This window comes from Rhodococcus sp. MH15 (assembly GCF_019266045.1).
Lineage (GTDB): Bacteria > Actinomycetota > Actinomycetes > Mycobacteriales > Mycobacteriaceae > Rhodococcus_F > Rhodococcus_F qingshengii.
In genome coordinates, this window is record NZ_LPNP01000073.1 from 1 (window position 1) to 15,614 (window position 15,614).

At 60.2% G+C, this 15,614-nt stretch carries 9 protein-coding genes and 2 pseudogenes; 4 read left to right on the forward strand and 7 right to left on the reverse strand.

Annotated elements, in window-relative coordinates:
* Positions 1-106: 106 nt before the first annotated feature.
* The 6 genes and pseudogenes from ATN37_RS21280 to ATN37_RS21300 form a co-directional block, all read right to left on the reverse strand.
* Positions 107-493 (reverse strand): hypothetical protein, encoded by a 387-nt coding sequence (locus tag ATN37_RS21280; protein ID WP_058038008.1) that lies wholly within the window; start codon positions 491-493, stop codon positions 107-109.
* Positions 494-998: 505 nt separating this feature from the next.
* Complete coding sequence (locus ATN37_RS32645) at positions 999-1,577, reverse strand: hypothetical protein (RefSeq protein WP_253741314.1); 579 nt, start codon at positions 1,575-1,577, stop codon at positions 999-1,001.
* 741 nt (positions 1,578-2,318) lie between these two features.
* Positions 2,319-2,468, reverse strand: a pseudogene (locus tag ATN37_RS32650) (zinc-ribbon domain-containing protein); the annotation flags it as partial.
* Between the two features lie 226 nt (positions 2,469-2,694).
* Positions 2,695-3,678 (reverse strand): nitronate monooxygenase family protein, encoded by a 984-nt coding sequence (locus ATN37_RS21290; RefSeq protein ID WP_058038007.1) that lies wholly within the window; start codon positions 3,676-3,678, stop codon positions 2,695-2,697.
* 546 nt (positions 3,679-4,224) lie between these two features.
* The gene (locus ATN37_RS21295; RefSeq protein ID WP_058038006.1) at positions 4,225-5,991 is read right to left on the reverse strand and encodes a GMC family oxidoreductase; all 1,767 of its coding nucleotides are present in this window, start codon (positions 5,989-5,991) and stop codon (positions 4,225-4,227) included.
* Between the two features lie 513 nt (positions 5,992-6,504).
* Positions 6,505-8,511: a fatty acid desaturase gene (locus ATN37_RS21300; RefSeq protein ID WP_058038005.1), complete on the reverse strand. Its 2,007-nt coding sequence runs from the start codon at positions 8,509-8,511 to the stop codon at positions 6,505-6,507.
* Between the two features lie 419 nt (positions 8,512-8,930).
* Here ATN37_RS21300 and ATN37_RS21305 point away from each other — a divergent pair, with 419 nt between their 5' ends.
* Positions 8,931-10,484 (forward strand): succinic semialdehyde dehydrogenase, encoded by a 1,554-nt coding sequence (locus tag ATN37_RS21305; protein WP_003943578.1) that lies wholly within the window; start codon positions 8,931-8,933, stop codon positions 10,482-10,484.
* Here ATN37_RS21305 and ATN37_RS21310 read toward each other — a convergent pair.
* Positions 10,445-10,633 carry a hypothetical protein gene (locus tag ATN37_RS21310; protein ID WP_156423144.1) on the reverse strand — a complete coding sequence of 63 codons (189 nt, stop codon included), beginning with the start codon at positions 10,631-10,633 and terminating at the stop codon, positions 10,445-10,447. The two genes, ATN37_RS21305 and ATN37_RS21310, sit on opposite strands and share 40 nt — an antisense overlap.
* A 1,025-nt stretch (positions 10,634-11,658) precedes the next feature.
* Between ATN37_RS21310 and ATN37_RS21315 the strand changes: the two genes are divergently transcribed.
* The 3 genes and pseudogenes from ATN37_RS21315 to ATN37_RS21325 form a co-directional block, all read left to right on the forward strand.
* Complete coding sequence (locus ATN37_RS21315; RefSeq protein ID WP_058038004.1) at positions 11,659-12,915, forward strand: helix-turn-helix domain-containing protein; 1,257 nt, start codon at positions 11,659-11,661, stop codon at positions 12,913-12,915.
* A 1,111-nt stretch (positions 12,916-14,026) separates the two neighbouring features.
* Positions 14,027-14,815, forward strand: coding sequence for an SDR family oxidoreductase (locus tag ATN37_RS21320; RefSeq protein ID WP_253741306.1), 789 nt, complete (start codon positions 14,027-14,029; stop codon positions 14,813-14,815).
* A 406-nt stretch (positions 14,816-15,221) separates the two neighbouring features.
* Positions 15,222-15,485: pseudogene (locus ATN37_RS21325) on the forward strand (transposase); the annotation flags it as partial.
* Between the last annotated feature and the right edge of the window lie 129 nt (positions 15,486-15,614).

The following is a 15,614-nucleotide window of genomic DNA, read 5'->3' on the forward strand; positions in this document are numbered from 1 at the left end:
GTTGCCGGGACCGAATCTGACTCACAGCAGGTGGGGAACTATCTGGCCGTACGCGGGGAGAAACCATGGCCACAAAATGCGCCATAAATGGCCGCCAGTGGGGAGCTTACGATGGCCGTCGACAGCCGAGATGCCGAACGTAGCCGATCACGACCTCGACCCCAATCTGCCACGCGCGAAGCATCTCGTCGACAGGCACCCCTTCCTTCGCCCACGCTTCGCCGGCATCCGCGAGGTCGGCAACGTCGTCGCCTCTCAGCGATGCGCGCCCGCCACGCACGGCCGACAGGATCCGCACGACATCGCGGGCCATCTCATTGTGAAGCGCTTCGGTTCGGAGAGCACGATTCTCGGAATCCTCGACTCGCAGCGCAGCGCGAACTCGTTCGACCAGCTCGTCATGTTCTCCGATCAACGAATCAGTCAGAACGTTTCTAGCAGCGGTCATCGGCCCGCGTTCTCCCGCCGGCAGCAGTGAAAGAGGTGTAGACATTGTCGACTTCCTTGTTTGGGGCTCGAATCAACGCAACCGTGCGACGAGATCGATGAACTCGCCTGCATCTGAATGGGTTTCGTTGTGTGAGCGCGTCTTCGGCATTTCACCTACCCCGAGCTGGCGGGTAGCCGGTGGTCAGAGATACAGTTTCGAGATCTGAACAGGCCATGCTGTCGCGGACCGTGATGCGGTGCACCGCCTCGGCCTCATGTTGAGTCGTGCCGCTCAGCTCGGGTGTGACGCACGCTCGGCACAGACCGCGTCGGCAATCCGTAGCACGCGTATTCCGACCTGGCCGACGGCTTGGAGCAATCTGGCCGAATCTGTTGATCTCGACTGATAGATCGCTGCGCTTGAACGTGACGGCGTAGCGTCGGCAATCGTCGACCGGTCGGGTGAGTTCGGACGGCGTGAACGACTCGGAAACCCGACGATCTTTCCGTCCACAAGGTAGCGGCCACCCCACTCACAACTACGGCACGACATCATCTGCGTCGTCAGTTCACTGCGCACGGTGGAGAACCACAAGTCCGGGATTGGGGACTGGCAGGGAAGCGGCGCCTCCGAACGCACGGTCGTGGCCGTCACCCGCTCGATCACCGGAACCTGACTGCTCAGCAAACATGTTCTTTCCTTCGTGTCGAAGACTGTAAGCAGTGGTGGGTGGTTCTCGCTCCACCACCCATCTGCTTGAAATGACGTCAATTCCGTTCCCGACCTGCCCCAGACCGAAGACACCGTGGGCCAAGGGATCCGCCGTGTGCAGCGGATCTGGATGCCCGATCAACGCGTGACCAGATATCGGCGCACCGACAATGGACAGAGCGCCGCGATGAAATGCGATACCTGAGATCGAAGCAACCAATACAACCCTTCGGTCGAAGACAACCAAGGCGATCGACGACGCCGCGACGTGATCAGCGCGCAGCTTCCACACCCCACGTGCCCGCTCCCACAGCTCCTCCGGCGCCAGTTCCTGCGAATACCCGACGTAATCGCGTCCTAGCGGATCGTCCGCATCGGCGGGCGCCGAACTACCCAGCGTTAGCCGTACCGCCTTGGTCACCTTGCTGAATTTCATCTGCCGAAGTTGCTGCAGTGTCGATGTACCCTTCTGACGGTCGACGAAATCGTGATCAAAAGCGGGGTAGTGCCTGCCCGTGAGATCGACTGGGGGCATGTCTGAGTGCGTAGAAACGCGTTGTCGCTCAAGGAATTGCATCCGTTTCCCGACGTCGCCATCCAAAGGGGCGTCGAGAATGTCGAACCCCGCCTTCTTCAACGCCCACTTGATCTCGTGCGGATGGACGTCCGGCATGTAGTCCTGACGGAAATTCCCAGCATCTGCCGGTATGGCCGAGTACATCTGCGGGTGACAGCTGTGCGGTAGTGCTGTAAGGATTCGAAGCATGCACGCTCCGAGTATCTGCACTTCCGTCCATTTCCGCTGCCCATGAAACTGCACCCTGTCAATCACGATGTACAGGCAGAGCATCCGAACAAAGTATGCTTCCACCAGGGGAAATATCTGCTGCCACCATTCAACAACCTCGGATCCACGGCTGCAGAACAGCGCGTACAACGCGCTGACTTCGAGAAACTCGAGCGCAGCCAGAACATCACCAGCCTGTGGGTCGAGGATCCGGCGGGCACGTTCAGTGATTTCACACTTGTCACAGGGATTCGCGAGCACTCGAAAAAGGGAGTCTTTTCCAGACTGAAACCGGCGATGCCCACAACTGTTCACGGTGCACCCAGGAGCAATGCAGTGCAGACACGCGTAGATGTCGCCCTGCTTCCACATCATGTCGGACCGGCGTTGCCGCGGTGTCTCCTTCCATTCGTGGCCCTCCGGGCACAGCCACCACATCATGTCGTCCGACGAGTTCGTCACCGAACCAGGATCGATCCCCACGTTGCGCGTTGGATGCAACTGACGAAACAACGTCGGATGCCCATCCTCAAGACGCATACTCTCGAATCCTTCTCTTGTACAATCACTATGAGCACGACCAGGCTTTCAGTACCGTGTTGTCAAACGGCGGTTTGCGAGCCGCGTTGGTCGGTCGACGAGAGCGTTTTCTTGAGTACTGTCGGAGTGTGGTGTGATCTCGCGGGCAATGAACTCGCGCACAGTCTCTCGGTAGGCCTCGTGGTCGGCTGTGAACAGTGTTCGACGCATGGGTTGCTCTCCTGTCCTAGACGGAAACGCGTTCGGTCATCGAACGCAAGCGTGCCCCGATGATGACCTCTGCTTCGGACACCATGCGCTGGACCAACTCGTCGACGGTGGGGATGTCGTGGATCAGCCCCTGTGATGTGCCGACCGTCCAGATGCCGGCGTCGGGATCACCGGTTTCGTAGACGCTTCGCCCACGCGCTCCTGCTACCAGGTCGCGCACATCCTCGAATTGTCCGCCGCGGGAGAGTATGTCGACAACCTCTCGGCTGACGATGTTGCTTGCCACGCGTGCAGTATTGCGCAGTGGTCGGAAGATCAGTTCGGTCTGTGTTTCGTCTGCAGCGACGATGGCTTCTTTGATGTTCTGGTGGATCGGAGACTCGGTGGTGCACATGAATCGCGTACCCATGTTGATGCCGTCTGCTCCGAGCGCCAGCGCGGCGACCAGACCACGTGCATCAGCGAAGCCGCCGGAAGCGATCATGGGTATCGAAATCTTGTCTGCGGCCGCTGGAATCAAGACCAAGCCTGCGACATCGTCTTCCCCTGGATGGCCGGCGCACTCGAATCCGTCGATACTGATTCCGTCGACACCGAGATCCTGTGCCTTGACCGCATGCCGGACTGTTGTGCACTTGTGGAGCACTTTGATTCCGGCGTCATGGAAGATCGGCAGGTGAGGACCGGGATTGGAACCTGCGGTCTCGACGATCTTCACGCCTGAGTCGACGATCACCTGGCGGTACTCGTCGTACGGCGGTGGCGTGATCGACGGCAGAATCGTGAGGTTGACGCCGAACGGTTGATCGGTCAGGTCGCGGCATCGGGCGATTTCGTTCGCCAGGTCGGCCGGTGTCGGCTGCGTGAGCGTAGTGATGAATCCCAATGCGCCGGCATTGGCAACGGCTGCGACGAGTTCTGCTCTGCCGACCCACTGCATTCCACCTTGGACGATGGGGTGGCGAACGCCGAACGTTTCCGAGAAAGCTGTCGAGATCATGAAAATCCTTGTTGTTCTCTCGGGGACGAAAGGGTCATAGGTGGGATATTCCGGCGAGGTCACTAGGAATCGCAATAAGTCGAGCCGTATTCTGTGACTCACTCCCTGTTTTGAGGCGGGCATAGGTGACGATGTGCCCGCAGGGCCGCCGCACACCCGGCGCAGTTCCGCGTGAATGATGCCGTGGGGCGGCCGAAGACGAGATGTAGGTGACCGGCCATGCCCGTCTGTCTTGCAGGGCCACAACCAGAACGGTGATTCGGACGCGGATTTCGGGTCGGCTTCTGAATGAAACGGCAGAAGGGAGTTCATGGCGAAATCCTCTGCCCGAAGACAGAAGTGGTGCGGTTCGCATACGTGGTAGATCTATGAGGTGTTCTTTTAACCTGTCCATTCGTCAGGTTTCCTGCGGGAGTACGAGGTGGCTCACAGCTGCACTCGACGACCTCCGCCCCGCCCGCGTGGTTTCCTCCATCCTGTTCACCCCGTTCCCTGCCCACGTGCTCCGCCCGAAGCGCGAGACACGAAACGACGGGGTGCGAAGAACTACTTTCGACCAGCTTCATTTATCGACTCTGAGATGAGTGTTTCTTGGGTCGAACGGGTTGTTGGGAACGGAAGAAGGAGTTGGCCGGGCGCACCTGCAGGCACGGCGGGGGCGATGGGGGCGACAGGAGTTAGCCTCTTGTATGGCGACCCTTGCGCGGGTCGAGGATCGTTCTCGCCCTTGTTGGGCCAGAGCGCTGCGGCGCGTTCGGCTTGCGCTGCAATGGACAGCGCGGGGTTAACCCCGAGGTTCGCTGAGATCGCGGCACCGTCGACGACGAACAGCGAAGGGTAACCGTGGATTCGGTGGTACGGATCGATCACGCCTGTCTCACGCGTCTCGGAAATCGCCGCTCCGCCGAGGAAATGCGCTGTCATCGGAACATTGAAGATGTCGCCCCAAGTACCGCCGGCCACGCCACCTAGCTTCTCGGCGCCGATCCGCGCGGCATCATTGCCGCTAGGGATCCAAGTTGGGCTCGGCGCCCCATGACCCTGCTTTGAAGCCATACGCCGCTTCTTCGACCCTGGAATCTTCTTGGTGTAAGTGGTGATCGAGTTGTCCGTACTTTGCATCACCAACAGAATCAGGACACGCTGCCCCCAGTTCTTTTGGTTCAGAAGCAGTTTGAGACTGGATGGACTCTTCGTGATCCCTTTGAGGAGGGCGCCCAGCCGGGTGCGCTTCTCGCTGCCGTCGACGAGCAGTGTTTGCAGCAGGCCCATCACATTGCTGCCAGGGCCGTATCGGACGGGTTCGACGTGGGTGTCCGGGGTCGGGTAGATGGAACTTGTGATCGCGATGCCGTGGGAGAGGTCTTCGCGCGGATCGGCATGCGTCCGCACTGAACTGAGAATCGATTCCGAATTGGTGCGAGTGAGCACCCCGAGGCGGTCGGACAATCCCGCCAGCGCTCCAGTGTCCTTCAGATGATGCAGCAGGGTCTGGGTGCCCCAGGTGCCGGCCGCGAACACCACGTTGTCGGCGGTGTACACGACACTACGCTTGCGGACGAGTGCGCCAGTCCGCTCCGTGTGGACCTCCCAGACACCGTCGCGAGACTGCATCACTCGTGTAGCCGTCGTCATCGGAACGAACCGGGCGCCGCCGCGCTCGGCGAGGTGGATGTAGTTCTTCACCAGGGTGTTTTTGGCCCCCACCCGACACCCAGTCATGCACTGGCCACACTCAGTACATCCCGTGCGATCGGGTCCCACGCCGCCGAAGAACGGATCGTCGTCAACGCGTCCGGGCCGGTTGAAATACACGCCAACCGGAGTTGAGGTATAGCTGTCCGCCACACCCATCTCCGCGGCGATCTGCTGAATCACTCGATCAGACGGGGTTTCGTGTGGGTTCTTCACCACACCGAGCATCCGCCGCGCTTGGTCATAGAAGGGGCTAAGTTCGGCATCCCAGTTCGTGATGTCCTTCCATTGCGGATCATTGAAGAACGGGGCCGGCGGTTTGTAAAGAGTGTTCGCGTAGTTCAGTGACCCGCCACCTACGCCCGCGCCGGCTAGCACTACAGCGTCGTTGAGTAGATGAATTCGTTGGATGCCGAAGTAGCCGAGTTTGGGTGCCCACAGGAACTTCTTGAGATTCCAGGTGGACTCTGCGAAATCCTCGTCGGCGAACCGCCGACCCGCCTCGAGGACGCCGACTCGGTATCCCTTCTCTGTCAGGCGCAGCGCCGTAACACTGCCCCCGAATCCCGATCCGATCACGAGCACATCGAAATGGGTACCAGTTGTTTGCTCGGTCATGTTTCTATTGCCGTCCAGTTTGGTCCAAGGGGCTGATGGATGTACCTGCCCTAGAGCGTCTTCGCGATCAGGGCGCCTAGCGGGGGCCAAGTCTCACTCGCAATTCAGTAAAGTGAATAGGGAATCTTTGTGCGTACTGCGCATCAGGGAGGACCACTGAAGTTAATGGCCTGCCGGGTGCGGAAGCAGGTCCGCGGGGCGCGCGTAGCCGCGCTCTAGTTCGACGGGGGTGAGACGTGGACGGAACACGCCCAGCGCTCTCAGTAGAGCCAGATCGACCATGAGTGATTGCCTTCCAGCCCTGGGATCGGTCAAGCTACGAAGGGAAGATTTGTCTCGCACGCAGGTCCTATGCGCGCGCCCGCGATCCAAACTGCGCAACCTATCCCGGCAGGCTCGTCCGTACGTAACGAGCGCGCGTTCTCGTGTGAGCTTCTCGGTGGTCGCCGCACCGATAACCATCGACGCGCCAGTCACGATCGTGACCCTGTCCTCACGTGTTCGCATCTCGCTCTATCCTTGGTAATCCACGGTGACTGACGGCGTGGTCGGGCGCGACTGACAGGTGAGTACGTAACCATCCTTGACATCGGCCTTCGACAGAACGAAGTTCTGATCCATAACAACCGATCCGAGCGTTACTTTCGCTTTGCAGGTTCCACAGGCCCCGCCGAGACATGCATATGGCGCCTCGATCCCGGATTTGAGTGCGGACTCCAGGACAGTGTCGCCGGCGGCGAGTTTGACTTCGTGTTGCCGCCCTGACAGGCCCACCACGACGGTGGCCGCGTCGAAACCGTCAGTGTTCCTGAGGGTTTGATGTCCCTGAAAAATCTCGACGTGAACATGGTCCGTATTGGCGCCGCGCTCGATGAGGAGCTCGCGAACGTCGGTTAGCATCTCGACAGGTCCGCATAGGAACCACTCGTCCACCAGACTCGGTGTGAGTTCGGAGTCGAACCAGTGGTCGAGCTTGGTTCTGTCGATGCGTCCGCTCAGAAGTGGTGGGTGCCGGGGGTCCCGGGAGTGCACGTGCACGATCCGGAGTCGGTCGGCGTAGCGGGCCTCAAGGTCGTCGAGTTCGCGGCGAAACATTGTGCTCTCGGCATCTCGATTGCCGTAGATCAATGTGAAGTTGCTTTGCGGCTCAACGACGAGTGTCGTGCGCAGAATCGAGAGCACCGGCGTAATGCCACTACCCACAGCGATCGCCGCATATCGCTTCACTGCGAGGGGGTTTAGTGGCGCGCCGAACGAACCGGTCGGCGTCATCAGATCGAGTGTGTCACCTGGTCGTAGATGTTCCATCGCGAAAGTGGAGAATGTTCCGCCGGGGATGTGCTTGACCGCAATCGCCAAAGTGCCGGAGTCGGCCGATGAGCAGATGGAGTAATTGCGACGTACTTCCGTGGTCCCAATCTTGGTGCGAACTGTGAGATGTTGTCCTGGTTCGAACGAAAACTGGTCCTCCAGTCCCTCTGGCACGGCGAACTTGATCAGCACGCTCTCCTTGGTCAACTTGTCCACGCTGGAGACCGGAATCGTATGGAAACCGAGCGTCCCCGAGGATCGAGCAGCCTTCCGGAGCGGGAGGAGCCGCCTCATCCTGCCGTTCAAACGCTTCCAGTCGCGGTACTCGTCCGGGGTGAGTTGCTGGCCGAAAGCCGTGCCGATAGCAGCGCCACGCTCTAGATACTCTTCCTCGTTTCGCTGCCATGCTGCCACGTAGCGGTAGAAGGGAACAGACGGATGCAAGTGGTGGACGAGATGATAGTTCTGAGACAAAAGCAACGGGGTCAGGAACCATTCCGCGCCGACACGGTTGCGGGTTGCGCGGTATCGGTTCTCCTGTTGCGTGTCTTTCAGGTCGTGATGCGGCAGCCAGTCGAACCACCATGCGAGCACAAACATGGCGACTCGCTCGGGGATCAAATAAACCAGGGCAAGCGTCCAGAAATGCCCGGTCAGCGCGCATGCGAGGATCACAACGGTACTCGTAACCAGTAGTAGCGACGTCTCCACCACCTCTACTCTCGGGCGACGTCTGACATTGCGGACGATGAAGCTCAGGTACGGAAAGTCCATGAGACCGAACCGAAGCGGTGCCTGCCATAGCGGAGAGCCGCTGATGAAGTGGTCGGGATCGTTGTCGTCGTCATTGGTGTTCCGATGATGTTCGATGTGGATGAATGCGAACGATCTGAAGGAAATCAGCGGCGAGACGAAGAACATCGCAATTCGTCCGAACGCAGCGTTGACCCAGCCGTGGGTGCTGATCGAGTAGTGAGAAGCGTCGTGCAGCACAGTGAACAATACAAAGATCGCGATTGCGCTGAGCCCGATAGTCACCGGCGCAGGAAGTGCATCAGCCAGTGCAGCCCATGTGGAAGCCGCGAAGAGCGCGATGGCGCCGGAAAAGATACCTACAATCGGCCACGATATCCGTGGGACCCGTTCACCGGGATCCGGAAGGACCTGGTGAGGGCCTCGGCGCGCAGGAAGCTCGGTAGATGTTGCCATGATTGAGACAGTACGAATGAACGACTAGCCGGGCTAGTGACCTAGCGCACATTGAAATGTGCGTGCCGCACATTTTGTCAAATCGGCCGGGTCTTTGAGCTCAGCAATGGATCGAGCCGGCCGACCATAACTTTTCAACGCTTGACCAGAAACGATCTACGGGTATGATCCAGTGGAGTCCGGTTTCTGCGGGACAACGCCCAATGCGGCCCAACCCGCCGGTTCTCGTTTCGCATGATGCTGCTTTCCCGGTGACCGGCGCGCTCTGCGCGATCGCTGCAGTCATGTCGTTGTTGATCGCAAAACGTCCGAAAGAGGCAGTATTGGTTGACTCTGTCTGATTCGGCACTGTGATCGGTACCACCGACGGGGTAAGTTGTGTGTAACTCCAAGAACTACTCACCAGTAGGGGTACTGAAATGCCTGCTCCGTCCGCTGCGACCTTCTCGCGGCTCGCCGATCTGATCGCCATCGACAATGTTGCCGATCGCCCGACGAAGTCCATCACCGAGGTGTTCACCGGCAAGGAGCTGGCGACCATCCCCGTCGGCACCGCCGACGACGCACTTGCGGCCATCGCCCGTGCGCGCGTCGCCCAGAAGGAATGGGCCAAGCGTTCCGTCCTCGACCGCGCTGCCGTCTTCCACCGCTACCGCGATCTCATCCTGGAGAACCGCGACGCCCTCATGGACATGGCTCAGGCCGAGACCGGAAAGTCGCGTACCGCAGCTCAGGAAGAAGTCCTCGACATCTCGATGACGTCGCGTCACTACGCACGTGTGGCGCCGAAGCTGCTGCGTCCGCGTCGCGTCTCCGGCATGCTTCCGGGTCTGACGAAGACCGTCGTCCGCTACCAGCCGAAGGGTGTCGTCGGCGTCATCTCGCCGTGGAACTACCCGATGACGCTGGCCGTGTCCGACGCCATCGCCGCGCTGCTCGCGGGCAATGCCGTTGTCCTCAAGCCGGACAGCCAGACGCCGTACTGCGCGCTCGCCTGCGTCGAACTGCTCTACAAGGCGGGACTGCCCCGCGACCTCTTCGCCGTGGTTCCCGGACCGGGCTCCGTCGTCGGCACCGCCCTGGTCGAGAACACCGACTACCTCATGTTCACCGGTTCCACCGCGACCGGTCAGCTCCTCGCCGAGCAGGCCGGCCGTCGACTGATCGGCTTCTCCGCCGAACTCGGTGGCAAGAACCCGATGATCGTCGCGGCCGGCGCAGACCTGCGCGAGGTCACCGATGCCGCTGTGCGTGCGTGCTTCTCCAACTCCGGTCAGCTGTGCATCTCCATCGAGCGCATCTACGTCGAAGAGTCCATCGCACCCGAGTTCATCCGTATGTTCGGTGACCGCGTCAAGAAGATGAACCTCGCCGCTGGTTACGAATTCGGAATCGAGATGGGCAGCCTCGTCTCCGAGGCCCAGGTCAAGGCAATCTCCGCGCATGTCGACGACGCAGTGGTCAAGGGCGCCACCGTCATTGCCGGCGGCAAGGCCCGCCCGGACATCGGACCGCTGTTCTACGAGCCCACCCTGCTCACCGGGGTTCCCGAAGACGCCGAGTGCTACCGCGACGAGACCTTCGGGCCGCTCGTCTCGATCTACCCCGTCAAGGACGTCGAAGAGGCCATCGCTGCGGCCAACGACACCGAGTACGGCCTCAACGCCAGTGTGTGGGCGGGAAGCAAGGCTGCCGGCGAAGCCATCGCAGCGCGCATCCACGCCGGCACCGTCAACGTCGACGAGGGTTACGCACCCACCTGGGGCAGCACCGCAGCACCGATGGGCGGCATGGGTGTCTCGGGCGTCGGTCGTCGTCACGGCGCCGAGGGGCTGATCAAGTACACCGAGCCGCAGACCGTTGCCACCACCCGCGTCATGAATCTCGGCGGACCGCGCGGACTTCCGGCCAAGGTGTGGGCAAAGCTCATGCCTCACGCCATCAAGATCATGTCCTGGGTTCCGGGCCGGTAACGGGTGGAAACCGCCAGCGCGTACATCGAGGCAACTCCCGTATCGACGTGGATCGTCTTCGCTGACTTGTAGGGCGGTAACGGCACTTGGGCGCGCCAACCAATGATCGTGGATACACCGAGACGGCTGAAGGAACGGGGTGCAGACATACGGCCTTCCCCAATTCAGCGAAACCGCCACGCCGTGCCGCTCTGCCAGTGACGGTTATACGGACTCTTCGGCGCTACCCACACCGCAACCGAGCCGGTGAACCAACTCCGCAAGATCATCAAAAATCGTAGACACGTCCCAATACTCGTGCCGAAGTGAAACTTCTGCGACGGCGATCTGAAACATCAATGCAAACGTATCCGCAAACGAGATCGCTTACGCACGGACGGACTACCTCCCAGCGGCAACGAAACAGCGCATCCGACTTGGCGAAGTCGCCCACTCCAACGGCTGAAACAAGGCCGCGGCGGACTCGTCATCGCGTACCCAAACCGACTTTGATCCCTACATCACGTATCTGAACATCGAATCTGACTACAAAACCTTTACAAGCAAAACCAGTCCAAGAACACGCAAACGCGAAAACATCTCAACCGCACCACACTTCCGCAACAGTACAGTCGCCCGCGAACAGGCCAGATTATACCAACGAAGATCGCCGATCATGTTGCGCTGCTTTGCGCCTCAGCCCACACATCGCCAGAAACCACCTTCGCTGCGCTGACACAATCCGCCCGCAGGAAGCTGTCACTCCCCGCGTCTCTGGCCAAGGCGCGTCACGACCGAACCCACCCTTCTCGACTACGAGTTATCACCGAACCCCTGAAGAATGCCTCATCCGACTCGAATGCGAATCCCAGGTCCCCCTTGCTAGATGCCCGTCAACACGCCGACCGGGATCATCGGTCAGCATGTCCATCACCAGCACGATTCCCTTCTAAAGCAGTCGGCTCGCCCGACCGGAAAGGAAAGATCGAACACGCAGACTCTCGCCACGGCGTCCTCGAAGCCGCATTCGGACATACTTCCACGAAAGGACATCTGGCGGTTGCACGCGTGCCCTAGTCGGAGAGCGCTTGCGCGGGTGGACGGCGCCAATCCCGCAACCTGCGGTGGTAAAGCGATCACGAAGGCGACTAGCCTGTAATCTCTGTGACCTGAGCTTGACTGGAATGGGCGTGGCATGAGGAGCTGGACAGATCTTCCGGACTCGGTGGTGATAGCGCAACGCCGCGCTGCCGCCGAATTGTTGCGCCGGTTACCGTTCTACGCTGACGACATGCTCGACTACATCGTCAAACGGATTCCCGAGGTCGATAGAGACGACAGGCTTCGCGGTCTGACGCTCGGGTCGTGCTCATCAAATCTCGAGGCGGCGCTGTCGATGTTTCGAAACGGCATCGACGCTACCGCCGCGTCTGCTCCCGTCACCGCCCTTGAACACGCACGCGCGATGGCTGCCCGCGGCTACAGCGTCGATGTGATGCTGCGCTACTACCGGCTCGGTCATGCATACATGAGTGCACTCATCCTTGACCGTCTCAGGGAACTCGTCCCAGATCCGGCCATTGCGGTTGTAGTGCTGGCCGAACTACAGAATTACGCCTTCGCCTACGTTGACCGTATCTCCAGCGAGGTCGCCGCAGAGTACGTTGCCGAACTCGATCGCATCCAGAACCGCGTCCGCGCGGCCCGCGCCGACGCAGTTCGTCGGTTGCTAGCCGGCGATCAGGTAGACCTGGGTCGAGCCGAAGGTGCACTGTCCCATCGGCTTACAGGATGGCAGACAGCCTTCGTGTGCTGGACCGAGCGCGAAGACACCGACTTATCGAGGGTCGGAAAATTGGTCGGCGCCCACCTAGGATCCGACCATCCCCTTCTCGTTCCCGACGGCGCCCAAACCCTCTGGGGATGGGTTTCGACTTCCGGCGTTCCCGAAGCAACTCAAAGTGATCTCGGGCCGTTGGTGGACCAGATCCCCAAGGGGGTGCGCGTCTCCGTGGGGATACCGGCACAAGGCCCAGCCGGGTTCCGAAAGTCGCACACCCAGGCACAGCGCGGTCGGCGCATCGTCGAACTCGCCGGCCGAGACTCCCCCGTCACCGCCTACGCTGAGATGGCACTCGTAGACACGATGAGTGAAGACCTGGATCTGGCTCGGGCATTCGTCGCCGCCGAACTTGGCCCCCTGGCAATCGCAGGAGCCCGTGAAGCAGAGGAACGTCAGGCATTGTTAGCGGTGCTCAATGCCCAAGGAGGACTGACGGCAGCGGGTGAAGAGCTCGGGATACACCGCAACACGGTGCTCCAGCGTCTACGCCGGGCGGAGGAGCGGCGCGGCCGCCCGGCTAGCACCCGCATCGCCGAAGTCCATGCGGCCTTGCGGCTGGTCGACGTGCTCGGTCCCGTTGTACTCACGCAGGACTCCGGCCTTACCTAGCAAAAGGTGCGGCGCGCACATCTTGATGTGCGGTATGTCACTAGCGTGGTTGGCCTCTCATTTCGTACTGTCCCAATCATGGCAACATCGACCGAATTCCCGACGCACCGAGGCCAATGTCAGGTCCCAGACAAGGCGTATCGGCGTGTCCGCGTATCGACGACGAGGACTTCTCAGAGCCTACTGGAATCCATACCACCACTGGGCAACCGGATTTCCGCCAACAGCATTCACACCAAACGTGGCCCAATGCTGTTGATCACCAGGTGCGTTCAGTAAGTTGAAAGTCGGGCACGGGGCGATTATCACATCGCGCCCACATCTGAATTCCCGATTGACTGAAGCCGTAGCGACACACACTCTCCCCCGCCGACGCCGCCACCGCCGCCGCCACGAGAGTTCCGAGTCCAAAACTACCCACTCGACGGAACTCGGCTCATTCACCAATAGCCCAAATCTCAAAGCTCCCGAACGACGGAAAGCACATGACCACCAAACGACATTCGTACTCACCGAGAAGTGATCCCACACGACTAGCACACGCACTGTTCGACGAGCTCTCCCATCGCTATCACAAAGAGAGACAACGTAAGACCGCGACCGCCAACCAACAGATGCTCACACATAATCGCCCAGACGACACCCAAGCCCTACTCGATCTCGCGCTGGACTGGGTACCGTACGGCGGCGTCCCCGAGGACGAAGTATTCGAACGATACGGAACCACAGTGGCCGGCTTCATCGACCAACTATGGGTTATCGTTGACCACCTTCATTGCGATCGTGAGACCGTAGCGAAACTCGCCGCAGTGTACCCAAGCGCCGACCTCCAACCGACTCTTCAGAATCGCCGCACATCTGAAATCGACTGTGACACAGCCAGCGACCACGCCGTCCGTGTCAGTACTGACCGAGATCGGGCCGCCACTTTGGTCGAGCATCGTTGAAACATCAGCGGGGGACACGTCTGCGGACCTAAGAACCGGCGCCAGGGCATGTCCCGACGCTGACAATCTCACCTGCCAACTCACCTGCCAAGCTCGCCAATCAGCTCCTCGATCTCAATCAGAAACGAAAAATCACAATGAAATTAGACGGGAAACTAGCCGTGGTGACCGGCGCATCCTCAGGGATCGGTGCTGCTACTGCGTTAGCCCTAGCCACTGCTGGCGCAGAAGTGATTCTCGTCGCCAGAACACCTGGGCCGCTGACGGAAATGGCCGAGCTGATTCGATTTCGGGGCGGACGCGCGCACGCTTTGCCGGCCGACCTCACGTCGCATTCGGACGTCGAAGACTTCGCTGACCAGGTGCTCGGAGAAATCGGCGTTCCGGACATCATTGTCAACAATGCTGGCGCCGGACGGTTTCTGTTCCTCGACGAAACCGCCCCGGAAGAAGCAGTTCAGATGATGGCTGCGCCATACTTTGCAGCATTCTTCGTCTGCCGCGCATTCGTCACTGCGATGGTCGCGCGTGGCTCTGGCAATTTGCTTCAGATAAACACCCCAGTTGCCACGGTTCCTTGGCCCGGGGCGGTCGGCTACGCGTCCGCTCGTTATGCTCTCCGCGGACTCACCGAATCTCTTCGACAAGATTTGCGTGGCACCGGAGTTCGAGTTTCATCGGTGACCCCCGCGAAGGTCGACACCCCCTACTTCGAAAGCAATCCCGGTGCTGCCGAGCGGATTCCAAGAATCGAAAAACTTCTCGGCACCATGACTCCCGAACAAGTCGCGGACGTTGTCGTCTCAGCTATTCGCCGAGACGCGGACGATGTCCACGCACCCTGGCGATGGGCGGCGCTGCATCCCATCGCACGTGCTATCCCCCGCCCATTTCACTGGCTGGCTTGGCGCACTGGAACCAAACACCCTTCGACAGTCGTGGGTGCAGTCTGAGCCGCATTCGACCTGGTGACGGTTCCGGATTTCAGCTGCAGCCTAGCCGCTCTCCCTCTCCACGAGCTGGAGTGCGGTGCGGCAGTACTTAAAGCAGCCGGACGACGATCCGGAACACGAATTTCCTCGAACGAACTGGGATGCGCCGATATCTGCGAATTCCGAGAAACGCGCTTTGCCGAGGTGCACCGTGTGCATTTAACTACCCGACGACTTAGTCCACGCGCTCTACCAAGATCCGGAGTGGGACACATCAGAAACTCGCAACAAGAATCGGCCGCTACGCCCCTAAGCAAGCAAATGCTTGAGGAGGCACCCGATCCTCATACGATGCCTTGATCGGCCCAGGGATTTCGGACAGTGGACCCGCTTAGAATAGGGATCTACTGAAATGAGTCCGACCAGCATGAGCAGATCGCGTCGATCGTTCAGCACCGAGTTCAAGGACGAACTGTGCCGCGAGGTGATCGACTCGTCGAAACCGGTCAGCGAAGTCGCCAAGGCCTACGGGGTCGGCGACGACAGCCTGCGGCGGTGGCTGACCAAGTATCGTGAGACCCACGGCGGCGGCCCGGAGAGCGAACTGACTCTGACCGAGCGTGCTCGTCTGACGCAGCTTGAACGCGAAAATCGGGAACTGCGGGCCGAGGCAGCCTTCCTGAAAAAAGCAGCCTCTTATGTGGGTGATCGATGTCAAGTGCCCGTGTCGTCGAGTCGCTGGATAAGTCCGTCGAAGACCTTCTGCCGCCCGATCTGGCCCTTGTCTGCGGCGTCGTCTCGCTGACGGGTGAGGGTGGGG